At 71.7% G+C, this 21,877-nt stretch carries 21 protein-coding genes; 15 read left to right on the top strand and 6 right to left on the bottom strand.

The features are described 5' to 3' along the window. Positions 1 to 19: 19 nt before the first annotated feature. From BM290_RS30800 to BM290_RS30815, 4 genes are read right to left on the bottom strand one after another with little or no spacing between them, the layout of a single operon-like run. Complete coding sequence (locus BM290_RS30800) at positions 20 to 1,903, bottom strand: MFS transporter (RefSeq protein WP_373871091.1); 1,884 nt, start codon at positions 1,901 to 1,903, stop codon at positions 20 to 22. A 1-nt stretch (position 1,904) separates the two neighbouring features. Continuing rightward, positions 1,905 to 5,114, bottom strand: coding sequence for an ATP-binding protein (locus BM290_RS30805; protein ID WP_093619432.1), 3,210 nt, complete (start codon positions 5,112 to 5,114; stop codon positions 1,905 to 1,907). Positions 5,115 to 5,151: 37 nt separating this feature from the next. Next, positions 5,152 to 5,514 (bottom strand): hypothetical protein, encoded by a 363-nt coding sequence (locus tag BM290_RS30810; RefSeq protein WP_093619433.1) that lies wholly within the window; start codon positions 5,512 to 5,514, stop codon positions 5,152 to 5,154. Between the two features lies 1 nt (position 5,515). Further along, entirely contained in the window at positions 5,516 to 5,779 is a 264-nt protein-coding gene (locus BM290_RS30815) for a hypothetical protein (protein ID WP_093619434.1), read from the bottom strand. A gap of 362 nt (positions 5,780 to 6,141) precedes the next feature. Between BM290_RS30815 and folP the strand changes: the two genes are divergently transcribed. The 8 genes from folP (at position 6,142) to BM290_RS48675 (ending at position 12,759) form a co-directional block, all read left to right on the top strand. Further along, positions 6,142 to 6,954: a dihydropteroate synthase gene (gene folP / locus BM290_RS30820; RefSeq protein WP_093619670.1), complete on the top strand. Its 813-nt coding sequence runs from the start codon at positions 6,142 to 6,144 to the stop codon at positions 6,952 to 6,954. A 97-nt stretch (positions 6,955 to 7,051) separates the two neighbouring features. Continuing rightward, positions 7,052 to 7,414 carry a dihydroneopterin aldolase gene (gene folB / locus BM290_RS30825; protein ID WP_093619435.1) on the top strand — a complete coding sequence of 121 codons (363 nt, stop codon included), beginning with the start codon at positions 7,052 to 7,054 and terminating at the stop codon, positions 7,412 to 7,414. Next, entirely contained in the window at positions 7,411 to 7,938 is a 528-nt protein-coding gene (folK, locus tag BM290_RS30830; RefSeq protein ID WP_093619436.1) for a 2-amino-4-hydroxy-6-hydroxymethyldihydropteridine diphosphokinase, read from the top strand. The genes folB and folK overlap by 4 nt, the downstream gene beginning before the upstream one ends. Further along, complete coding sequence (locus BM290_RS30835) at positions 7,935 to 8,465, top strand: DUF3180 domain-containing protein (protein WP_239143782.1); 531 nt, start codon at positions 7,935 to 7,937, stop codon at positions 8,463 to 8,465. Before folK ends, BM290_RS30835 begins: the two co-directional genes overlap by 4 nt. A 176-nt stretch (positions 8,466 to 8,641) precedes the next feature. Next, positions 8,642 to 9,877: an ABC transporter permease gene (locus BM290_RS30840; protein WP_093619437.1), complete on the top strand. Its 1,236-nt coding sequence runs from the start codon at positions 8,642 to 8,644 to the stop codon at positions 9,875 to 9,877. 16 nt (positions 9,878 to 9,893) lie between these two features. After that, a complete protein-coding gene (locus tag BM290_RS30845; RefSeq protein ID WP_239143783.1) occupies positions 9,894 to 10,175 on the top strand; it encodes a hypothetical protein in 282 nt (93 codons plus the stop codon). A 47-nt stretch (positions 10,176 to 10,222) separates the two neighbouring features. After that, the gene (locus BM290_RS30850; protein ID WP_093619439.1) at positions 10,223 to 10,714 is read left to right on the top strand and encodes a hypothetical protein; all 492 of its coding nucleotides are present in this window, start codon (positions 10,223 to 10,225) and stop codon (positions 10,712 to 10,714) included. 383 nt (positions 10,715 to 11,097) lie between these two features. Beyond that, positions 11,098 to 12,759 (top strand): hypothetical protein, encoded by a 1,662-nt coding sequence (locus BM290_RS48675; RefSeq protein WP_177319975.1) that lies wholly within the window; start codon positions 11,098 to 11,100, stop codon positions 12,757 to 12,759. Between the two features lie 4 nt (positions 12,760 to 12,763). Here BM290_RS48675 and BM290_RS30860 read toward each other — a convergent pair whose 3' ends face one another. Next, positions 12,764 to 13,888 (bottom strand): NADH-quinone oxidoreductase subunit D, encoded by a 1,125-nt coding sequence (locus tag BM290_RS30860; protein ID WP_093619672.1) that lies wholly within the window; start codon positions 13,886 to 13,888, stop codon positions 12,764 to 12,766. Positions 13,889 to 13,920: 32 nt separating this feature from the next. Beyond that, on the bottom strand, positions 13,921 to 14,901 hold the full coding sequence (locus BM290_RS30865; protein WP_093619440.1) for an SAM-dependent methyltransferase: 981 nt from the start codon (positions 14,899 to 14,901) through the stop codon (positions 13,921 to 13,923). Between the two features lie 283 nt (positions 14,902 to 15,184). Between BM290_RS30865 and BM290_RS30870 the strand changes: the two genes are divergently transcribed. From BM290_RS30870 to BM290_RS30900, 7 genes are all read left to right on the top strand, one after another. Beyond that, entirely contained in the window at positions 15,185 to 16,048 is an 864-nt protein-coding gene (locus BM290_RS30870) for a Rossmann-like and DUF2520 domain-containing protein (RefSeq protein ID WP_093619673.1), read from the top strand. Then, on the top strand, positions 16,045 to 16,878 hold the full coding sequence (gene panC / locus BM290_RS30875) for a pantoate--beta-alanine ligase (protein WP_093619441.1): 834 nt from the start codon (positions 16,045 to 16,047) through the stop codon (positions 16,876 to 16,878). The genes BM290_RS30870 and panC overlap by 4 nt, the downstream gene beginning before the upstream one ends. Continuing rightward, positions 16,878 to 17,309 (top strand): aspartate 1-decarboxylase, encoded by a 432-nt coding sequence (gene panD, locus BM290_RS30880; protein WP_093619442.1) that lies wholly within the window; start codon positions 16,878 to 16,880, stop codon positions 17,307 to 17,309. Before panC ends, panD begins: the two co-directional genes overlap by 1 nt. Before the next feature lie 86 nt (positions 17,310 to 17,395). Beyond that, complete coding sequence (locus BM290_RS30885; protein WP_093619443.1) at positions 17,396 to 18,301, top strand: septum formation family protein; 906 nt, start codon at positions 17,396 to 17,398, stop codon at positions 18,299 to 18,301. Positions 18,302 to 18,363: 62 nt separating this feature from the next. Beyond that, positions 18,364 to 20,013, top strand: coding sequence for an L-aspartate oxidase (locus BM290_RS30890; RefSeq protein WP_093619444.1), 1,650 nt, complete (start codon positions 18,364 to 18,366; stop codon positions 20,011 to 20,013). Positions 20,014 to 20,149: 136 nt separating this feature from the next. After that, on the top strand, positions 20,150 to 21,013 hold the full coding sequence (gene nadC, locus BM290_RS30895; protein WP_093619674.1) for a carboxylating nicotinate-nucleotide diphosphorylase: 864 nt from the start codon (positions 20,150 to 20,152) through the stop codon (positions 21,011 to 21,013). A gap of 90 nt (positions 21,014 to 21,103) precedes the next feature. After that, positions 21,104 to 21,862, top strand: coding sequence for a type III pantothenate kinase (locus BM290_RS30900; RefSeq protein ID WP_093619445.1), 759 nt, complete (start codon positions 21,104 to 21,106; stop codon positions 21,860 to 21,862). The last annotated feature ends 15 nt before the right edge of the window (positions 21,863 to 21,877 follow it).

Consider the following 21,877-nt stretch of genomic DNA (forward strand, 5'->3'; position numbering starts at 1 on the left):
CCGCGGGCTGGCCGGCTCCTCACTTGTCGCCCCGGTCTCGGGTCGGTAGATCGCGTAGGAGGTCGGCCGCTCGGACACGTCCGGTTCGGTCGGCGCCGCCGCGGGCACGGGCCGGCGTGGGCCGATCCTTTCCGGACGCGACGGGCACCGGGTTGTTGTCGGGCACGCTCTCGTTGCCGTCCGGGCGGGTCTGCGCCGGCGTGGGAGCGGCTTCCACCTCACGGCGCGGCGTGGCCGAGGACTCCTCGAGGCGGGCCTCCGGCCGGAGGTTGCGCTGCTCGAGCAGGCCCTTCCCGAAGGTCGGCTCGCGTGTCCCGCCGCCCTCGGCGACCTCCAGCTTCGCGGCCTCGCGCATGTCCCGGAAGAACCGCCGATGCCAGGAGCCGCCGGACGCGATGGTGGCGGCGCTGTCCTTGCCGCCGAGCTGGGTGATCCGCCGGTACGGCCGGAGCAGCAGCCAGCCGACCACACCGCAGAGCCAGACCAGCACCACCTGGAGCCAGCCGGCCAGGCTGGCCGTGTTCATCACCAGGTCGACGGCGAACAGGTAGATCGCGGCGCCCGTACCGAAGATGGCGATGTTGAAGACCGCGGCGACCACAGCGTTGCCGAGCCGCCGGACACCACCGCTGGCTGGGCGCAGAAGCCCGATCGTGCCGAGGATCGGCGCCGCGATGACCGCCCACCGGAAGATCAGGAAGCCGAGGAGGACCAGAATTGAGGCGGTGATGTCGAACATTGCGTACATGAAGGCGGCCAACATCGCGATGAATCCGGCGCCCACCCGCTCCATGCCCTTGGCGCCCTGAAGATACTCGTACGCTTCCAGGTCTTCGGTCCTGATCTGCTCAGCGACCTTCATCCACTGGGTCTTCTTCCGATCCAGTGTGGCGTCCCGGGTTGCAGGGTTGGACCGGATCTTCTCGATTTCGTCCCAGCGGAGTGAACGGGCGTCGTACAGGGCAGGACCGTACTTCTTGGCGGTCTCGCTGTCGGCGGAGCCGAGAACCCCACGCAGCCAGTTGCGGTAGAGCATGGTCTCAGTGGCGGTGTCACTGGCACGCACGGCCGGCAGTCGATTGTCCTTGCAGGCCTCCGGACCGAGGGCGCACTCGCCGACCGGCTCCTTCGGCTGCGGACCCACCGCGTCGTGTACCACACCGAGCGAGGTGATCAGCGTCTGGTCGGCGATCTTGGCGGACTGCACCGGCCACGCCGCGATGGCCGTCACGACGACCATGATGAAGATCGCCCATCCGGCCGTGGTCGTCGCCGCGCCCATCTCCGCCTGACGGGACCGCCACAGCAGGTAGAGGCCCACCACGGCGAGCGTGATCACGCCGAAGACGGTGAACACCTTCTGGTAGACGGCCTTGGTGGCCTGGTCGACGAGCGGGTCGGCCCAGCCCCAGAGTGTCTCCGGGTTCCAGGCGCGCTCGCGCAGGGCGTTCGAGGCGCCGATCACCGCCGTGGCGATCATGAACTCGCCGTTGGCGATGGTGGTCTCGAACTTCTGGTCCGCGTCGACGATCGTCGACGCGCAGCCGCCCTCCAGGTCATAGGTGACGAAGGTGTAGCCGGCGTAGCCGTAGTCGCTGTACAGGCCGGGGAAGCTGTCCTTCGTGGACGACGCGGGCCGCTCGGCGAACCAGCCGGCGAGCCCGGAGTCCGGCGTGCTCGGTGTCGGCGGGTTGAGGCAGCTCGCGCGGGTGTCGACGACCTCGGCGAGCCGGTCCACGCACGTCTTGAAGTTGGCCTGCCACTCCTCGACGCTGCACGCGCCACCGGGGACCTGAGCCGGCGGGGCGGCCGACGCCGCTCCGGGTGTGGCGACCGCCCAGGCTATCGACGCGACCGCCAGCACGAGCAACGCCGTGAGAAACGCCAGCCCCCGCCGCACCATCTCAAACCTCCAGGTCGGACGGGAGTGGCACAGCCGTCGTCGACGGCGCCACGCCCGGTGTCGTGTCCAGGTGTTCGAGCAGTCCGTCGACGTACGAGACGTCGACGCGCACCTTCTGGACCCGGCCGTCCACGTCCCGCATCACGAACTCTCGGAAGCCGAGCCGGTGCTGGGAGGCGGAGTCGACCTGGGAGAGGGACGCGAGCGTCGCCTCGTACCCGTCGTGGACGGGCACCCGCAGCAGACGCAGGGCCTCGGAGGCGATCTCCTGGTCCTCGGCGATCCGGCCGACGAAGACGGTGGAGACCAGGTTTTGCACGTCGAGGCCGAGGATGTCGCGCGGGTTCTGGGACGCCACGAGGGCGGCCAGGTTCCATTTACGGGAGTCGCGGGCGAGACGGACCAGGAACGACCGGCCGGAGCGCCAGCCCTCCATGAAGTGCGCCTCGTCGAGCCCGACCATCTTGCGGGAGGACATCGAGCCGCCGTAGCAGCGCCGGACCGCGAGCCGGTGTGCGGTGTGCAGCATCGGCAGGGCCAGGGACTCCTCGGCCGACCAGTACTCCCGCTCGATCTTGAGGTCGGGCAGCCGCAGGCCGGCCATGGTGATGACGGTGAGCGCCGCGTCGGCGCCGAGCAGGTGCTGCGGCGGGTGCCCGAAGAAGAGCAGCGCCAGCGGCATCTCGGCGGTGTCGAGGAGCAGGTTGGCGAGCTCCTTGCCCTCGTCGTCGTCGAGGGCCTGGAGGGTACGCACGACGTCGTCCAGCGTCGACGTCTCCTCGGCCGGCACCTGCCGCACCGCGTGCCGCAGCAGAGTGGCGGTGGACGCCTCCTTGGCGACCTGGGGCGGCACCAGCATCGAGCAGATGTCCTGCACGAGCATCCGGCGCTCGGCACGGGCGTTGGAGACCGCGATCTCGTACTCCCGGTCGCCCGCCGGACCGGTCGGGAACTCGGACCGCACCGGCGTCGGGATCAGCGAGTAGGGCGCGAGTGTCCCCTGCTCGGAGCCGGTCAGGTTGAGCACCCGGCTGTACGGCCGCAGCTCGGGCATCTGGCACAGCCGGGCGAGCGGCCCGGACGGGTCGAGCAGGGTCACCTGGACGCCACGGCGGGCGTTGAGGTAGCCGAGCGCGCCCATCAGGGTCGACTTGCCACCACCCGGCTCGGCCACGAACACGCCGAGCCCGGAGCGCTCCCGCACCTCCATCGGGAAGTGCAGGTCGAGGAAGACCGGCCGCCGGCAGGTCCCCGCCGTACGCCCGATCAGGTCGCCACGCCGGTCGCCGACCGTGGACGCCGCCTGGGGAAGGGCCGCGGCCAGCAGTTTGACCGGCATCCGCCGGACGTAGCCGGTGTTGGCGATCGGCTCGCCCGGGATGAACTCACGGGCCAGCTGGTCCTGGTTCTTCGGGTGCTGCAGGGAGATCCGCAGCTCCCGGGAGTAGAGCTGGATGAGCCGCCGGGCGCGCTCCAGGCACTCCTCACGGGTGGCGCCGCTGACCGCGATCCGGTGCCAGCCGTGCGCGCGGGCCGAGTCGGTCGGCAGCCCGGTGGTCATCTCGTCGCCGATCACGAGCGCCCGCTTGGCGAGCCGCTCCAGCTCGGGCGGGGCGTCGATGCCGTGCTCGGCGTAGTCGAGTTGCTGGGACCGGATCATCCGGAGCCGGTGTTCGAGGTTCTTGAAGGAGCCGGTGGCGCCGAGGATGTCGATCCGTGAGGAGAGCTCCATCGGCCACGGGAGCCGCTCGTGGAAGTGCATCCACGGCTCGTGTTTCTCCGGGATCTCCAGCGGCTCCATCCGGCCGACGGAGAGGACGGCGACGTGCCGCTCCTCGCCGGACATCCGGTTGATGAGCTTGACCGTCGACCCGTACGGCGTCCGGTAGCGCTCGACCGCCTCGGTGAGCGCGAGCAGGTCGCCGGTCTCCCAGTGCCCGTTGGTGACCGGGGAGAGGAGCCCGGGCGGGGCCATGCCGAGCGCCACCGAGCGGTAGAGCAGCCACTCCAGCTCCTGCGGGGTGACCCGCCGCCCGCGCATGCCGAACGCGTTGAGCACCTCGTCGAACTGCTCGACGGTCCGGCCGAGCTTGCGCCGCTCGCCGTCGGAGGTGCCCTTGCCGAACGCCCGCAGGATCCGCTCGCTGAACGTGTCGCCGAGCGAGCGCCGGGCGAACGTCACGCCGAGGAACGTCTGCCCCTCCGCGTGGTTGACCGACAGCAGGTGCCGCTGCGCCGCGACCAGATGATCGGACCAGGAGGTGGCGCCGTGCACGTCGGGCAGCGGCTTGGCGGTGAACGAGTCGACCGTGCGGGCCCACTCGTCGGCCGGGAACGGGCGGGTGGTGCGCCGCAGGTGCAGCCGGAAGCCGGCGAGGCCCGCATACTGCTCGGAGATGGCGCTGAGCAGGGCCTCCCGCTCGGCGTCGGGCCGGAACGCCCAGCGTACCTCGGGCAGGTAATACCACGCCGTCACGGTGCTCTGGGTGAACGTCAGGTGCCCGGCGATCTCGCTGATCGCCAGCTCGACCGAGGGGTCCCGGTCCTTGAACTTGAGCTTCTGCGGCCGCAGCGGCGCCGCTTTCGGCTCCTTCTTCTCCTTGCGCTTGGCGGGCGCCTTCTCGGGACGGCGGGCCGGGGCCCGCTCCGGAGGCGCGACCGGCAGCGGCGGCGGTGCGGCGGCCGGCACCGGGAGCGGCACCGGGGACTGGATCGGCGCGGGCTGCTCCCACCCGGCGGGCGGCTGCGCGACGGGCGCCGGCGGCCACTCCTCGAACTCGGTCCAGTCGTCGTCGGGCACCGGGTCGGGATCGACCCGCTCCGGCGCGGTGGTGTGCCCGTTGCCCTGGAAGAAGTCCGGCGCGGGGACGAGGGAGGGCGCCGGCGCGGGAGCCGGAGCCGGGCGCGCGGGAGCGGGCGGTGCGGCGGCCGATGTTTGCGGATCACTCTTCCGGGGAACCGCCGCTCCACCGAACAGGTCCAGGAACGGCGAGTCGATGTCCATACTGGAATCGACGGCGGCGGCGCGCGGCCGCACCGGTTGCGGGGCCTGGAAGACGCCTACTCCACCGTGGCCCGGCGTGGCGACGAGTTCCTCCGCGTCGTCGAGCGATCGAGGCGAGGAGTAGTTGTCTGAACGCACACCGTTACTCTGCCTGCCCGGGGACGAGGCGTCCGCCCGGGGATGCCCGTGCGGATACGTTTCGGTCATGCGTGGACCTCACCTGCGCGGACGACCTGGCAACTGGTCATACCAACTCCTCCCGAACCCGGACACGAGTGGCGACAAGCCTGGGATCGCGCTGCTCCACGGCCGGCTCGCGGGTGCGGCGCCAGTCGGTGAGCGCGGTGCGGATGACGACACGGGCCGGACGGTCCGGGTCGACATGCCGGAACACATACGACGTCGAGACCATGGCGAGGGCGATCTCCCAGGCCGGGAACGGGTCGAAGTCGAGCGTGAACGCATAGTGGATGGCCATGAAGACGGGCACCAGGACCACGAACATCCCGTACTGCGCATAGGGTAGATGGACGGGCAGTGTGTAGCCGGGCGGGCCGAGGTAGACCAGGCGCGCCCGGTAGATGTCGTCGTCGGTCCGGAGCCGCATCTCAGCTGAAGATCAGGTCGATGATCGACTCGCCGACGAAGAACAGCGTCGCGGCGCCGGCGATGAACGCCAGGCCCACGATCGCGATCGCCGAGCTGGTGAGGACTTTCGAGATCTCGCCCTTGCTGGCCCGGCCGATGAAGATGACGCCGAGCACCGCGAGCAGGATCGGAGCGATGTTGCTCGCGAAGAAGGTGACGATGCCTTCGGTGTTGATTTTGCCGGCTGGCTCGGCCGCCAGGATCAGGAACTCGGTGGCGATCATCGGTAAACCTCCCGGTGTCCGTGGGGGGTACGGACACGCTGCAGTTGTGAAGCCGTACGGCAACGCCCATATGGTGCTACCTCTGACTCACCGCGTCGAGTGAGCCGTTCGGGCACTGCCATGCTCGTCTCTGCTCTCTTCGGTCACTTCATGATGCCCAGATCCGAAGAGTACGGCCCGTACTTGCGAGCAACAAGCGCCCGTTTCGTTACCCAAGGTGAAGGAGTGCGTGAATCACAGTCACATGGCATCGTACGCCTGTTCGAATCACCGCTGCCCCGTACCCTTCACCTGTGTCCCTTTCGCCGACAGACCCGCAGCTCACGGGGGCTGAGCTGCTACGCGTGGATCACCCGGTCGTGATGGGTGTCCTCAACGTGACGCCGGACTCCTTCTCTGACGGTGGTAGATACACCGACGTCGACGCCGCGGTTCAGCACGGCGCCGGTCTTTTTCGCGAGGGCGCGCACGTCATCGACGTGGGTGGTGAGTCGACCAGGCCGGGCGCCGAGCGGGTCGACGCGGAAACCGAGATCGCACGCGTCGTCCCGGTGATCGAGCGGTTGTTCGCCCAGGGCGTACCGGTCAGTGTCGACACCACCCGTGCGGCGGTCGCCGAGGCGGCGCTCACCGCCGGCGCCGCGATCGTCAACGACGTCTCCGGCGGCCTGGCCGACCCCGGCATGGCCGCCGTCGTCGCCGCGGCCGGCTGCCCGTGGATCCTGATGCACTGGCGCGGCCACTCGCGTGACATGCAGAAACTCGCCGTCTACCGGGACGTGGTCACCGAGGTCCGCGACGAGCTGCGGGCCCGGGCCGACGCGGCGATCGCGGCCGGCGTCGACCCCGGCAGGATCGTCCTGGACCCGGGCATCGGCTTCGCGAAACTGCCCGAGCACAACTGGGCCCTCAGCGCCCGCCTCGACGTGCTGACCGGCCTGGGCTTTCCGGTCCTCTTCGCGGCGAGCCGCAAGACCTATCTGGGACGTCTGCTGGCCGGTCCGGACGGCACGCCGCGTCCGCCCGAGGGCCGCGAGGCGGCCACTCTCGCCACCTCTCTACTGGCGGTCGCCTCCGGCGCCTGGGGCGTCCGCGTCCACGAGGTCGGTGCGACAGCCGACGCCCTCGCCGTCTGGCGGGCGACAGGCTCACCCCGATTCAGCGGTACGCCGTGAGCCCCACCCACCCGCAACCCACCCCTCCCGCCCGGCCGGGTCCCGCACGCGCGGCCACGACCCTCGGCGGGACGACACACACGCACGGGAAGACGAGATGACCGGACGGATCACGCTGACCGGCCTGCGGGCCCGGGGCAACCACGGCGTCTACGACTTCGAGCGGGAGCAGGGCCAGGACTTCGTCGTCGACGTGACCCTCGACCTCGACCTGGGCCCGGCCGCCCGCAGCGACGACGTCGCCGACACCGTCCACTACGGCGAGCTGGCCGGCGCCCTCGTCGACGTGCTCACCGGCGAGCCGGTCAACCTGCTGGAACGCCTCGCCGACCGGCTGCTCGACGTCTGCCTGGCCGACGAGCGGGTCGCGGCGGCCGAGGTCACCTTGCACAAACCACAGGCGCCGATCCCGCACGAGTTCGCCGACGTCGCGGTCACCCTGCGCCGGAGCCGGCGATGACGACGGCCGTCCTGTCGATCGGGAGCAACCTCGGCGACTCCCACGCCCACCTGCGGGCCGCCGTCGACCGGCTGGGCACGAGTGTCGTACGAGTCTCCGGGATCTATCAGACGCCGCCCTGGGGAGACAGCGCGCAACCGCCGTACCTCAATGCCGTGGTCCTGGTCGAGGATCGGACCGCGAGCGCCCGGGATTGGCTGACCCGCGCCCAGGCGTGCGAGACGGCCGAGGGCCGCGTCCGCGACCCGGACCGCCGCTTCGGGCCGCGCACCCTGGACGTGGACGTCATCGCCGTCTGGGCCGACGACGGCACACCGGTCGTCGGCGACGACCCCGAGCTGACCCTGCCGCACCCGCGCGCCCACCTGCGGGCCTTCGTGCTGGTGCCGTGGCACGCCGTGCGGCCGGACGCCGAACTGCCCGGCCACGGCCCGATCGCCGGCCTGCTGACCACCCCGGACGTGGCCGCCGACATCGCCGGTGTCACGCTCCGGCCCGAGCTGTCGTTAGAGTCGATGGAGTGAGCGTCAACCCGGACCACGGCTCCCCCCGCAACACCGATCCCTCGCTGCGGCCGACGAGCGCGTCGACGCTGGTGGTGGCCGCGCTCGCGGCCGCGGCGGTGGCCTGGCTGCTGATCTCCACGAACGACCTGTTCTACCGGATCTCGCCGCTGCCGTGGACCGGCGCCGGGGTGCTCGGCGTGCTGGCGATCGCCGAGGCCTACCTGGCGCAGAACACGTCGGCCCGGATCCAGCGCAAACCCGGCGCGCCGCCGGTCCAGGCGCTGGCCGTCGCCCGGTTCGCCGCCCTGGCCAAGGCGTCCTCGCTGGTCGGCGCGCTCTCCGCCGGGTTCTCCGCCGGGCTGCTCGTCTGGCTGCTGCTGGAGCCGACCAAGGAGGCCGGGTCCAACGTGCCGACCGCGGCCACCACACTGGTCACCGCGATCGCCCTGATCGCCGCCGCACTCTGGCTCGAGCGGGCCTGCCGGGTCCCAGACCGCCCCGACAAGAAGGACGACGACTCGGACCGGCCGACCCCTCGGCGATGACGTCCGGCCGGCCGTTCGAAAGGGGTCCGGTCGTTCACCATCTGTCGACGATCTTCGAACGCATTTCCGCGCTGAACTGAGGCGGTCCCGTTTCCGTATGCTTGGCGGCGGGCGGGTATGTGCCTGGAGTAGCGTGCGCCTCGGACCGCTCGTGGAGGCGTAAGGAGGCGCGGACCATGGCGTACGACGACACCACCTTCCGCCGGCCCGGTGACGAGAAGACCGACACCGATCCGGCCGCCTATCGGCGGCGGGTGCAATATGACGACACCGCCGGCACCACCCTCGACCAGTCCCAGCGCAACGCGGCGACCACGACCGGGACGATCCCGGCCGCCGACGACGACGGTCGCGACCGGCTCGGCATCCACCTCGGCTGGGAGGTCATGCTCCTGGTCGTCGCCGCGGTCCTCGGATTCCTCCTGCAGCGCGAGGACTCGGCCGCCCTGCAGCGCCCCGCGCTGGACGCCCTGCTCGTCACCGGCGCCGCGATCGGCCTGCTCACCCTCGGCGCCGGCCTCACCCTGCGGGCCGGCGTGCCCAACGTGGCGCTCGGCCCGATCGCCCTGGCCGCCGCCATGCAGTATGCGGAGAACAGTGACAAGGGCCTGGCCCAGGCCGTGGTCCCGGCGCTGATCCTCGCCGCCGCCGGTGGGCTGGTGGTCGGCCTGATCGTCACCGTCCTGCACGTGCCCGGCTGGGCCGCCACCCTGGCCGCCTCCTTCGGCCTCATCGTCTACATCCAGCTGCGCCCCGAGCCGGTCGACGTGCAGGGCGACTGGGACCCGACCGGCCAGGCGTTCGTGCTGTTCGGAGCGTTCGCGGCGCTCGCCGTCCTGGGTGCGGCGCTCGGCGCGGTCGGCCCGGTGCGCCGATTCCTCGGCCGGATGCGGCCGACCGGCGACCCGGCCCAGCGCCGGGGCGCCGCCGCCGCGGTCCCCGCCCTGCTCACGCTGGTCGTGTCGTCACTCTTCGCGACCGTCGCCGGCGTGCTGATCGCGGCCACCGCCGACGGCCCGATCGCCCCGGACACCGGCTTCGAGTGGACCGGGATCGCGATGGGCCTGGCGCTCCTCGCCGGCACCAGCGTGTACGGGCGTCGCGGCGGCATCTTCGGCACCCTCTTCGCGGTCACCGCGCTCACCCTGTTCCTGCGGTACGAGCAGATCCGCGACCTCGACATCGCGCTGTTCGCGATCGCCGGGAGCGTCTTCGTCGCCGGTCTGGTGGTGACCCGTTTCGTCGAGTCGTACGGGAGCCCGTACACCTCGCGCGTCGGCGAGGACTGGAACGCGGCGCCCTCCGGCGGCACGAACTGGTCGCCCACCCTGCCGGAGACCTGGAACACTCCGGCCACTCCCGCCCCCCGCAGCGACCGATGGGACGACGGCCCGTGGGGCGCCACCCGCTGAAAGTATGCTTTCGGACATGACCTCGCCCAGCTTCGCCGAACTGGACGCCCTGCCCACCGAGACGCTGCGGGAGCAGGCCTTTGCCAAGGCCCGCGCCAAACACGACGTCAGCTTCTTCTGGTCGGTGTTCAAGAACCTGCCGGACGCCGGTGACGCCGCCTCTCTGGACGGCGCTCCGAACTCGATCGGACCGACCGTCGACGAGGCCGTCGCACTGTGGCGAGAGTTCGAGGGCCGCGACCTCGGCGACCGTGAGCCCCTGCTCCGGGCCGCCTTCATCGACTATCTGAGCAGGTAGTGACGGCCGTCGTTTGAAAGCCGGGCCCGGCTGGGAAAAAGCTGGGAATGGCTCTCGGAAACCGTTACAAGACCGCACCCGGTGCGGGCACTGTCGCCGCACTCATACTCGTCCTCGTCTTCGGCAGCCCCTGGTATCGGGACTGGGCGCAGGACAACACGAACCCGGACACGGCGGGCGGCTGGTGGCTGCGGCTGCTGGGCTGGCCCGCCTGGAGCTTCGACACCGACGACTCGCTGCGCGACGTGATCGTCGGCGACCTCAAGGCGATCCTGCTGGTCGTCCTGACCTTCGTCTTCCTCTACCTGCTGCCCGGCTCCCAGCTGGCCCGGGCCCGAGGCACCATCAGCCAGTTCCTGGCCGGCTGGGCCGCGTACATCTTCGCGGGCGCCTTCGCCGCCCTCCTGGCCACCCTGTTCCTCACCAACCCGTCCCTGCTGGGCGCCTTCAACGCGGCCGGATCAGGCGCCGGATACGGCTTCTTCGTCGGCTGGATCGTCGGCCTGGCCTCCCTCGGCGGCTGGCGCGGCACCCGCTGACCTCCCGGCATCCGCTGCCCCTCCCGGCGGCCGCGCCTGACCGGTGCGGCCGCCTCTGGCGCTCTGTCTCCGCCTCCGCGTCCACCCATCTCGAACCCACGCTCGCGCGCGGTTCGCTCGTGTCCGGTTCGCCTGTGCCCCGGTTCGCCCGCGCCTGTCGGGTCGACCGCCGACGAACCCGTCGCGATCTCGGAGAGTCCGAGGGGCAAATCGGTCGCAATCGGCCCGATGGTGAGTGCGGGGACCGTGGATGTCCTGCCTCCTCGATGGCCCACCGACCGGGTGCCGGGAGTTTCCGCGGGTTTCCGCTGAGAACGAACCGAACGTGCCGTCCCGTGCTCGGCGGTTTTGTCGGAGACGTGGTCTCGGTAACATCTGCGGCCATGCCGGAACGGGACACCCCATCGGGTCACAGCGCGCGACTGCTCCGTGGCCTCGTCTGGGCGGGCGTCGTCCTCGCCCCGATCGCGGCCGCCGTCGTGCTGATCGGCGGTGACTCCAACACGGTTCGGTTCGCGGTGCTGCTGATCGCGGTCAGTGTCGTGCTGATCGGGGCGTCGGTGCTGATCCGCGCCGATCCGGTGCTGCTGCGGATGGACGTCGAGGATCGGGTCGCCGAAGAGGTGGACGGGCTGCGCCGCGAGTTGCGGGCCGAGTTCGCGACCGCCGGGGCCGCTCCGGCCGTCGCTCAACAGGAACCGCGTCCGCCGCTGCCGGTGCGCAACACCGGTGGCCGGGCCCAGGTCGCCCCGCCTCCGGTCTTCACGCCGCCGCCGGGTCGTCCGACGTTCATCCACCAGCCGGAGCCGGTGGTCAAGCATGAGCCGGAGCCCGAGTACCCCTACGACGAGACCGGTTACCGGTACGACGACCAGGCGAACGGGTACCAGCAGGGGGGCTACCAGGACGGGTACCAGCAAGGGGGGTACGCGGACGGGCATGACCAGGAGGGGTATCAGGCCGAGGGGTATCAGGACCAGGGGTACCAGGACGGGTACCACGAAGAGGGTTACCAGGACGGGTACCACCAAGGCGGGTACGAGGACGAGTATCAGCAGGAGGGATACCAGGACGACGGCTACCGGGAGGACTACCAGCAGCCGGTCCCGGTAGTGGCCCGAGCGACCGGCGGCAGGGCTTCGGTGCCCGGCATCGTCAAGCCCGTCTCTCCGGCCCAGTCCCAGGGATTCCCCGTCCAGGGAACGATCTCCCAGAGTTTCGCGGCGCAAAGCAGCACATCCCAGGCGTTCGCAGCCCAGGCGGCCACATCCCAGGGGTTCGCGGCGCAAGGCGACATGTCGCAAGGATTCGCGGCGCAAGGCGACATGTCGCAAGGATTCGCGGCGCAGGGCGAGATGTCACAAGGGTTCGCAGCGCAGAGCGCGATGTCGCAGGGGTTCGCAGCTCAGAGCGCCACGTCCCAGGGTTTCGCGGCGCAGGGTGTGCCGGCGGGCCGGGCCAGTGCCGCAGTCCCGGTCGGTAGCGCCACGGTCCCGCCCGCGGCTCCCGTTGCCCGTGCGGCCGCGGTCCCGCCACCCTCGATCGGCCAGCCGGTGCCCCGCCCCCGAGCCGCCGCATCGGTCCCAGGCTCGAACGGTACCGGCCCCATCGGATCCGGCCCGAACGGAATCGGTCCCGGCCCGAACGGGACCGGCCCCATCGGTCCCGGCCCGAACGGAACCGGCCCCAGAGGATCAGGCCCGAACAGGACCGGCCCGAACAGGACGGGCCCGATCGGCCCCGGCCCGAACGGCATGATGGCGCCCGGCCCCAACGGCATGACGGCGCCCGGCCCGAACGGCATGGTGGCCCCGCCGCAGGCGAGAGCCGCCGCCACGGTCCGCCCGGCCGGCACCCAGTACGGCCGCCCCGAGTCCCCCGACGGCGATTTCGGGGCCACGGACGGCTACGCCGCCGGCGGTGACCCCGAGACGAGCGCCGAGTACAAGGCCCGCCGCCACCGCCCGTCCGCGAACGACACCAACGTGGGCACGCTCGCCGACTTCGCCAACTACCCCGGTTACAGCAGCCAGGAGAACTGGTGAGCGCCTACTTGTCGATGTCGCCGACGACGAAGAACATCGACCCGAGGATCGCGATCAGGTCGGGCACCAGGCAGCCGGGGATGAGGGTCGCCAGCGCCTGCACGTTGGCGTAGGAAGCGGTCCGCAGTTTGAGCCGCCACGGTGTCTTCTCGCCCCGGGACACCAGGTAGTAGCCGTTGACGCCGAGCGGGTTCTCGGTCCAGGCGTAGGTGTGGCCCTCCGGCGCCTTGACCACCTTGGGCAGCCGCACGTTCACCGGGCCGCCGGTGCGGTCGACCCGGTCCAGGCACTCGTCGATCAGGTCGAGCGACACCAGCACCTGCTCCAGCAGCACCTCGAAGCGGGCGTGACAGTCGCCGGACGTCCGGGTCACCACCGGCACGTCGATCTGGTCGTAGAAGAGATAGGGCTCGTCCCGGCGTACATCGAAATCCAGACCGCTCGCCCGGGCCACCGGACCGGAGGCGCCGTAGGCCGCCGCGTCGGCCGCGCTGAGCACGCCGACGCCGACCGTGCGGGCCATGAAGATGTCGTTGCGCCGGATCACGTTGTCGATGTCGGGCATCCGCCGCCGGACCGCGGCGACCGCCTGGCGGGCGCGTTTCGTCCAGCCGGCCGGAATCTCCTCCTTGAGGCCGCCGACCCGGTTGAACATGTAGTGGATGCGGCCGCCGGAGACCTCCTCCATCACCGCCTGCAGCGTCTCGCGCTCCCGGAACGCGTAGAACATCGGCGTGATCGCGCCGATCTCCAGGGGGTAGGAGCCGAGGAACATCAGGTGGTTGAGCACCCGGTTCAGCTCGGCGAGAGCCATGCGCAGCCAGGTGGCTCGCTCCGGCACCTCGATGCCCATCAGCCGTTCGACGGCGAGGACCACACCGAGCTCGTTGGAGAACGCGGACAGCCAGTCGTGCCGGTTGGCCAGCATGATGATCTGCCGGTAGTCGCGCACCTCGAACAGTTTCTCGGCGCCGCGGTGCATGTAGCCGACGATCGGCTCGCAGGCGACCACCCGCTCGCCGTCGAGGGTGAGCTTGAGCCGGAGCACCCCGTGCGTGGACGGGTGCTGGGGGCCGATGTTGAGCACCATGTCGGCCGTGTCCAGCCCGGCCCCGGTGCCGACCGTCATCTCCCGCAGCGCGTCGTTCACCCCAGCGTTGGTCACCACAGCATCGTGCCACGGTCGCCGAGACCGATGGTGTGGCAGAGCCACCAGTGGCCGCCGAGTCCGTCCGGATCGGTCAGCTCGGCGGCCGCCCCGGCGTTGCTCAGCGCCCGCAGGTAGCCGCCCGGATCGGTGCGGGCCAGCTCCAGCGGCGGCCGTGAACCGTCCACACCGAGCGCCCGGAGCGCCTCCCGCTGCCGGACCATCCGATAGGGAACGCCGGCCGCGCACGCCGCCGAGTCGATCGCGACGTGCGCGGTGACGTCGCAGGAGCCGTCCGGCACGGGGTGCACCTGCCGCCCCTGCCGGTATCCGGTCAGCGTTCCGAGCACCGGACGGTCGGCTTTCACGTGGCCGTAGTCGACGCAGAGCGCGACTCCCCGCCGCACCGACCCGACCGCTTCCGCCCAGGCCGCGTCGCGGGGCCAGCCGATCTCGATCCGTCCCGGGCCGGGCCACCAGCGGCTGGTCCAGAACAGGTCCGCCGGGTCGGCCGCCGGGCCCGGCGTCTCGGTCCCGGTGGCCGGGTCCACCAGCACTTTCCGCAACCGCCCGTGCTCGTCGGTCTCGACCACGTCCAGCGGGACGTTGTCCAGCCACTCGGTCGCCACCAGCAGCCCGGTGATCTCCGCGGGCACGGTCCGCAGCCAGCGCACCGCCGGATCCAGCCCGGCCGGCCGCGGCGCGACCTCGACCGCCGTGGCCCGGATCCGCCCGGTCAGGTCCGCCGGCAGCGACGCCAGCAACGCGGTGATCAGCTCCCCGCGCCCGGCCCCGACGTCGACCAGATCGAACGCCGGCGGGTGGCCGAGCTCGGCGTCGACCCGCACGACCAGCCGGGCCAGCGCTCCGGCGAACATCGGCGACGCGTGCACGCTCGTCCGAAAGTGATCAGCCGGTCCCTCGCGCTCCCGCACGAAGAACCCCGCACCGCCATACAGCGCCGCCTGCATGGCCGGCCGCCACCCGACACCCATTCCGTCACCCTAGAACCACATTCCGGCGTACGCCGTCCGCCGTCCCCACACGCACCACCCCTCCCGTGGCATCCCGGCGACGCGGGCGACGGGTCCCGGCCGGCAGCGCCCCGCCGGGCGTATGCGGTGGCCGGGGTTCGGTGGCTCAGCCGGGCGGACGGGCAGCCGATCGGGAGGGCGGCATCGATGCCGGTGCGGTTGTTCACACGTGCTTGTCACGGGCGTGTTAAAACGGCGCATACTGGCGCTCGACCGGTACCCCTGCAACGAGGACTGGATCCAGATGAACGCTTTGACTGTCGGCGTCGTCGGCGCCGGCCGGGTCGGTGCTGTGCTGGGCGCGGCGCTGAACGCGGCCGGGCACCGGGTGGTCGCCGCCGCGGCCGTCTCCGCCGCCTCCCGGGAGCGGGCCGCCCGTCTCCTGCCGGACGCGGCGATCCTGCCGGCCGACGAGGTGGCCCGCGCCGCCACCGATCTGCTGCTGCTCGCCGTTCCCGACGACACCCTGGCTGCCGTGGTCGCCGGGCTCGACCGGACCGGCGCGCTGCGCACCGGCCAGGTGGTGGCACACACCTCGGGGGCTCATGGACTGGCCGTCCTGGGCGATGTGAACGGCATGGCCCTGCATCCCGCGATGACCTTCACCGGCGCGGACACCGATCTGGCCCGGCTGCCCGGGATCGCCTGGGGCGTGACCGCGCCGGACCGGGTGTTCGCCACCCGGCTCGTCGCCGACCTGGGCGGGGTGCCGGAGTGGGTGGCCGAGGAGTCGCGCCCGGTCTACCACGCGGCCCTGGCACACGGCGCCAACCACCTGGTCACCCTGGTCAACGAGGCCGCCGACCTGCTGCGGGCGGCGGGTGTCGGCGAGCCTGGCCGGGTGCTGTCCCCACTGCTGGCCGCGGCGCTCGACAACGCGCTGCGGATGGGCGACGCCGCACTGACCGGCCCGGTGTCCCGCGGGGACGCCGGCACGGTGGCCAGGCACCTGGACCGGATGCCCGCCGACGCGGTGCCCGCCTACCTGGCGATGGCCCGGCGTACCGCGGACCGGGCGATCGCCTCCGGACGTCTGCGGCCGCACGACGCGACGGCGCTGCTGGACGTCCTGGCCCGGGCCGTGACCGATGTGAGGAGCCACGCATGACCACTCTGGTGCACACCCGCGCCGACCTGGCCGCCGCGCTGGACGCCGCGACCGGGGAGATCGCCGTCGTGATGACGATGGGCGCGTTGCACGAGGGCCACCGGCGGTTGATGCGGGTGGCTCGGGAGCGGTCCGCGTTCGTGCTGGTGACGATCTTCGTGAACCCGCTGCAGTTCGGGCCGGGTGAGGACTACGAGCGGTATCCGCGGACCCTCGACGACGATCTGGCGGCCTGCCGGGCCGAGGGCGTGTCGGTGGTGTTCGCGCCGGGACGCGACGACGTCTACCCGGACGGGGCGCCGTCGGTCACGATGCATCCGGGGCCGCTCGGCGAGATCCTCGAGGGCGCCAGCCGGCCGGGGCACTTCGCCGGGATGCTCACGGTGGTCGAGAAGCTGCTCATGCTGACCCGGGCCGACGTGGCGTATTTCGGCGAGAAGGACTATCAGCAGCTGGCGCTGATCCGGCGGATGGTGCGCGACCTGGAGTTGCCCGCCGAGATCGTGGGCGTTCCGACCGTACGGGAAGAAGATGGTCTTGCCCTGTCCAGCCGCAACCGGTATCTGTCGCCGGAGGAGCGCCGGGCCGCGCTCGCTCTGTCCCGCGCCTTGCGCGAGGGCGCGGCGCAGGGTGATCCCGAGGCGGTCCTGGCCGTCGCCCAGAAGATCCTTTCCGAGGAGCCGGGGGTACGCCCGGACTACCTCGCGCTGACCGGGGCGGATCTCGGCCCGGCGCCGGCGGAGGGCCCGGCGCGCCTGCTGGTGGCCGCCCGGGTCGGCGCCACCCGTCTCATCGACAACGTTCCGCTGACTCTGCTGAAGGGCGCCTGATGCTCCGCACCATGCTCAAGTCGAAGATCCACCGGGCCACCGTCACCCAGGCGGACCTGCACTACGTCGGGTCGGTCACCGTCGACCTGGACCTGCTCGAGGCGGCCGACCTGATCCCGGGCGAGCAGGTGGCGATCGTCGACGTGACGAACGGCGCGCGCCTGGAGACCTACGTGATCCCGGGTGAGCGGGGCAGCGGCGTGATCGGCATCAACGGCGCGGCGGCCCATCTGGTGCACCCGGGCGATCTGGTGATCCTGATCTCCTACGGGCAGATGGAGGACGCCGAGGCGCGGGCCTACCAGCCGCGGATCGTGCACGTGGACGCCGGCAACCGGATCATCGAGCTGGGCGCCGACCCGGCTGCCGCGGCCGAGGGGATGGCCGGTGACCTGGTCCGCGGCGACCTGACGTCGGCTTCCGCCCGGTAGTTCCGGCATTCCGCCTCCCGAACCTCAGATATGCCCATACAGTGGGCGAATCGGATACAGCTGCCGAGGCTCGGGAGGCACGGTACATGCGATTCCGATGGGGGACGGTCGCTGTCGCGGCTCTTCTCGCCGTCGCCGGCTGCGGTAGCGGTGGCGACGTCGACGGGGACCTGACCAACGACTGGGGTGCGATGGCTCCGGCGACCGGTTTCGTGCCGGTCGCCGGCACCTGTCATCTCTCCACCTTCTCCCGTACCGGGCCGCGAATCACCTACGAGGAGACCGACTGCGCGGGTCTGCACCGGACCGAGACCGTCTTCGTCGGTGAGTACTCCGCTCCCGGCGCGGACGCCGCCGAACCACCGGACGGCGCCTCCGCCGGCGCCCGCGCCGCCTACCGGATCTGCGACCGGAAGACCACCGAGTACACCGGCGGCCCGTGGCGCAACGCCCGGTTGTGGATCGGCGTGACCCACCCCTCCGCCGAGGCGTGGAACGGTGGCAGCCGCTGGTTCCGCTGCGAGGTGGTGGAACTTGACTCGATCGAGAACGACGGCGCCCTGATCCAGCGGACCGGCAGCCTGCGCAAGGCGCTCGCCGACCCGGCCTCGCCGCTGGCCCTCACCTGTTACGCCATCGGGCTGGACGACGCCGGGGCGATCACCCGGATGCCGCCGGTGGCGTGCGCGACCAAGCACAACGCCGAGTTCGCCGGGGTGTGGACCGCGGGGGAGAAGGCCGCCTACCCGAAGGGCGACGCCGCCTGGGACGAGATGCACGCCGGCTGCCGCGGCGTGGCCGCCAGGTACGCCGGGGTGCCGCACGACGGCGACCTGCAGTACCGCCTCGGTGTCGTGTCCCTGCCCGGCAACGCCGACGTCTGGGCACAGGGCGACCACGGGGTGCGCTGCTACCTGTGGCTCGACGGGGCCGAACTGACCGGAACGCTCAAGGGCAAGGGGACGAAGGCCCTCCCGGTCCAGTACAAGTAATCGTGGCCACTGATGGCGGCCCCGGCGTGACGTGGCGGCGGGCGCGGAGTGTACTGAACCTCATGTCACCTCTCGCGGATCTCCCGGCACTGCCACGCCGGCTCGCCGCAGCCGAGCCCGGCTGGACCGAGACCACCGACGTCGTGGTGGTCGGCTCCGGCATCGCGGGTCTGACCGCCGCCCTCTACCTGCGGGAGCAGGGCCTGCACGTCACCGTCGTCACCAAGGTCAACATCGATGACGGATCGACCCGGTGGGCGCAGGGCGGCATCGCGGCGGTGCTCGACCCGCTGGACACGCCGCAGGCGCACGCGTATGACACCGAGATCGCCGGCGTCGGGCTCTGCGACCCGGCCGCGGTGCGGGTGCTCGTCGAGGAGGGCCCGGCCCGGATCCGGGAGCTGATCCGCCGGGGCGCCGAGTTCGACCGCAATCCGGACGGCTCGCTGATGCTGACCCGCGAGGGCGGCCACCGCGCCGACCGGATCGTGCACGCCGGCGGCGACGCGACCGGCGCCGAGGTGCAGCGCGCCCTGCACGAGGCGGTCCGCCGCGACCCGTGGATCCGCCTGGTCGAGCACGCGCTCGTGCTGGACCTGCTGCGCGCCGCCGACGGCCGGGCCTGCGGGCTCACCCTGCACGTGCTCGGCGAGGGCTCGGAGGACGGTGTGGGCGCGATCCTGGCCCGGGCCGTGGTGCTGGCCACCGGCGGGATGGGGCAGATCTTCTCGTCCACCACGAACCCGTCGGTCTCCACCGGCGACGGGGTGGCGCTCGCGCTGCGGGCCGGCGCCGAGGTGACCGACGTCGAGTTCGTCCAGTTCCACCCCACCTCGTTCGTGACCGCCAGGGCCGACTCCGTTCAGCGTCCGCTCATCTCCGAAGCGCTGCGTGGCGAGGGCGCCCATCTCGTCGACGAGTCCGGCGAGCGGTTCATGCTCGGGCAGCACGAGCTGGCCGAGCTGGCGCCCCGTGACGTGGTCGCCAAGGGCATCTACCGGGTGCTGCGGGCCACCGGCGCCGACCACGTCTACCTGGACGCGCGGCACCTCGGTGAGGAGTTCCTGGAGGGCCGCTTCCCGACGATCATGGCGTCCACCCGGGCCGCCGGCGTCGACCCGGCCACCGACCTGATCCCGGTCGCGCCGGCCGCCCACTACGCCTCCGGCGGCGTCCGCACCGACCTGCACGGCCGCACCAGCATCCCCGGGCTGTATGCGTGTGGCGAGGTCGCCTGCACCGGCGTGCACGGTGCGAACCGCCTGGCCAGCAACTCACTGCTGGAGGGCCTGGTCTTCGCCCGCCGGATCGCCGACGACATCGCCCGCGAGCTGCCCGAGCAGGCCGAGCCGGCCCGTGCCGCGGCGACCGGCCCGTCCTGGGTCGCCGACCCGGCGATCCGTGCCGAGCTGCAGCGGGCCATGACCCGCGGCGCCGGGGTGCTGCGATCCGCCGACTCGCTGGACACGGCGGCCAAGGAGCTGACCCGGCTGGCCGAGCAGCGCTCCACGCCCAACACGGCGGCGTGGGAGGTCACCAACCTGCTGACGGTGGCGGCCACCCTGGTGGCGTCGGCCCGCAGCCGCCGGGAGACCCGCGGCTGCCACTGGCGCGAGGACCACCCGAACGCGGCCGACGAGTGGCGCGGCCACCTGCTCAACGCCGTCGGCGCGGATGGGTACCTGACTCAGGATTTCCAGGAGATGGCGTGATCGACTGCACCGCAGCGAAGCAAGGGCCGGGAGAGCACGCCCAGGCAGGCACCGCGTGAGCGACGTAAGGGAGCCCAGCGTGACCATTACCGACGGCGGCACTCTCTCCCCCGACGAACCCCTTCCCGACGACGAGATCCCGGTCGCCGATCTCGGCCTCGACCTGGCCGAGGTGCAGCGGATCGTGCTGACCGCGCTGGCCGAGGACCTCGGTGACCCGCCGCGTGACGTGACCAGCGAGTCCACCATCCCGGCCGCGCAGACCGACACCGCCGAGCTGGTGGCCCGCGCCGACGGCGTGGTGGCCGGCCTGCTGGTGGCGGCCGAGGTGTTCGCCGCCACCAGCGGCGGCACGGCCACCTTCGAGGCCCGGGTGGACGACGGTGACCGGGTGCGCCGCGGCGACGTGCTGGCGGTGATCACCGGCCCGACCCGGGCGCTGCTGACCGCCGAGCGCACCGCGCTCAACCTGCTGTGCCGGATGTCCGGGGTGGCCACCCACACCCGCCGGTGGGCCGACATCCTGGAGGGCACCGGCGCCACCGTGCTCGACACCCGGAAGACCACGCCCGGCCTGCGGGTGCTGGAGAAGTACGCGGTCCGGGCCGGCGGCGGCACCAACAAGCGCATGGGCCTCTACGACGTCGCCATGATCAAGGACAACCACAAGCTGGCGGCGGGCAGCATCACCGCGGCGTACGAGCTGGTCCGCGCCACCTTCCCGGACGTGGCGGTGCAGGTCGAGGTGACCACGCTCGCCGAGGCGGAGGAGGCGGTCGCGGCCGGCGCGGACTTCCTGCTCTGCGACAACATGACGCCGGAGCTGCTCACCGAGGTGGTGGCGGCGGTCGGTGACCGGGTCGAGCTGGAGGCGACCGGCAACCTCACGCTGGAGACGGCGGCCGCCTACGCGGCGACCGGTGTGGACTACCTGTCCGTGGGCGGGCTGACCCACTCGTCGCCGATCCTGGACATCGCGCTCGACCTGCGCGCCCGCTGACCACGGGGAGCCGCGGGACGGTCCCGGTGCGTTCGGGGGAGTCGTGGCCGTACAAAATAAGGGTCTTGATTTTGATTCTTAGGGGCCTTCGTGCTGCTCTGTATTGACATCGGCAACACCAACACCGTGCTGGCGACCTTCGACGGCGACAAGCTGGTGCACAACTGGCGGATCAAGACCGATGCCGCCTCGACCGCCGACGAGCTGGGCCTGAAATTCCGGGGCCTGCTCGCCGGCGACGCCGTCGAGATCACCGGCGTGGCGGCGTGCTCGACCGTCCCGGCGGCGCTGCGCAACCTGCGCACCATGCTGAAGCGCTACTACGACGACGTGCCCAGCGTGATCGTCGAGCCGGGTGTGAAGACCGGGGTGCAGCTCGCCATCGACAACCCCAAGGAGGTCGGCGCCGACCGGGTGGTCAACACCCTGGCCGCGCACACCCTCTACGGCGGACCGTCGATCGTGGTCGACTTCGGCACCACCACCAACTTCGATCTGATCAGCGCGAAGGGCGAGTTCCTCGGCGGGGCGTTCGCGCCGGGCATCGAGATCTCCTTCGACGCGCTCGCCGCCCGCGCCGCCCAGCTGCGCAAGGTGGAGCCGACCAAGCCGCGGTCGGTGATCGGCAAGAACACCGTGGAGTGCCTGCAGGCCGGTCTGTATTTCGGGTTCGGCGGCCAGGTCGACCGGATCGTCGAGCGGATGATCGAGGAGATCGGCCCGGTCAAGGCGGTGATCGCCACCGGCGGCCTGGCCTGGCTGGTGAAGGACGAGTGCCGCACGATCACCGCGCACGAGCCGATGATCACGCTGATCGGGCTGCGGATGGTATATGAGCGGAACGTCTGAGCCCGCCTGAGTAGG

Source organism: Actinoplanes philippinensis, from assembly GCF_900113015.1.
Classification (GTDB): domain Bacteria; phylum Actinomycetota; class Actinomycetes; order Mycobacteriales; family Micromonosporaceae; genus Actinoplanes; species Actinoplanes philippinensis.

Bases quoted from the DNA above. Each gene is read 5' to 3' on its own strand.
- BM290_RS30800 (WP_373871091.1), bottom strand. From the start codon at position 1,903: ATGGTGCGGCGGGGGCTGGCGTTTCTCACGGCGTTGCTCGTGCTGGCG.
- BM290_RS30805 (WP_093619432.1), bottom strand. From the start codon at position 5,114: ATGACCGAAACGTATCCGCACGGGCATCCCCGGGCGGACGCCTCGTCC.
- BM290_RS30810 (WP_093619433.1), bottom strand. From the start codon at position 5,514: ATGCGGCTCCGGACCGACGACGACATCTACCGGGCGCGCCTGGTCTAC.
- BM290_RS30815 (WP_093619434.1), bottom strand. From the start codon at position 5,779: ATGATCGCCACCGAGTTCCTGATCCTGGCGGCCGAGCCAGCCGGCAAA.
- folP (WP_093619670.1), top strand. From the start codon at position 6,142: ATGGGTGTCCTCAACGTGACGCCGGACTCCTTCTCTGACGGTGGTAGA.
- folB (WP_093619435.1), top strand. From the start codon at position 7,052: ATGACCGGACGGATCACGCTGACCGGCCTGCGGGCCCGGGGCAACCAC.
- folK (WP_093619436.1), top strand. From the start codon at position 7,411: ATGACGACGGCCGTCCTGTCGATCGGGAGCAACCTCGGCGACTCCCAC.
- BM290_RS30840 (WP_093619437.1), top strand. From the start codon at position 8,642: ATGGCGTACGACGACACCACCTTCCGCCGGCCCGGTGACGAGAAGACC.
- BM290_RS30845 (WP_239143783.1), top strand. From the start codon at position 9,894: ATGACCTCGCCCAGCTTCGCCGAACTGGACGCCCTGCCCACCGAGACG.
- BM290_RS30850 (WP_093619439.1), top strand. From the start codon at position 10,223: ATGGCTCTCGGAAACCGTTACAAGACCGCACCCGGTGCGGGCACTGTC.
- BM290_RS48675 (WP_177319975.1), top strand. From the start codon at position 11,098: ATGCCGGAACGGGACACCCCATCGGGTCACAGCGCGCGACTGCTCCGT.
- BM290_RS30860 (WP_093619672.1), bottom strand. From the start codon at position 13,888: ATGACGGTCGGCACCGGGGCCGGGCTGGACACGGCCGACATGGTGCTC.
- BM290_RS30865 (WP_093619440.1), bottom strand. From the start codon at position 14,901: ATGGGTGTCGGGTGGCGGCCGGCCATGCAGGCGGCGCTGTATGGCGGT.
- BM290_RS30870 (WP_093619673.1), top strand. From the start codon at position 15,185: ATGAACGCTTTGACTGTCGGCGTCGTCGGCGCCGGCCGGGTCGGTGCT.
- panC (WP_093619441.1), top strand. From the start codon at position 16,045: ATGACCACTCTGGTGCACACCCGCGCCGACCTGGCCGCCGCGCTGGAC.
- panD (WP_093619442.1), top strand. From the start codon at position 16,878: ATGCTCCGCACCATGCTCAAGTCGAAGATCCACCGGGCCACCGTCACC.
- BM290_RS30885 (WP_093619443.1), top strand. From the start codon at position 17,396: ATGCGATTCCGATGGGGGACGGTCGCTGTCGCGGCTCTTCTCGCCGTC.
- BM290_RS30890 (WP_093619444.1), top strand. From the start codon at position 18,364: ATGTCACCTCTCGCGGATCTCCCGGCACTGCCACGCCGGCTCGCCGCA.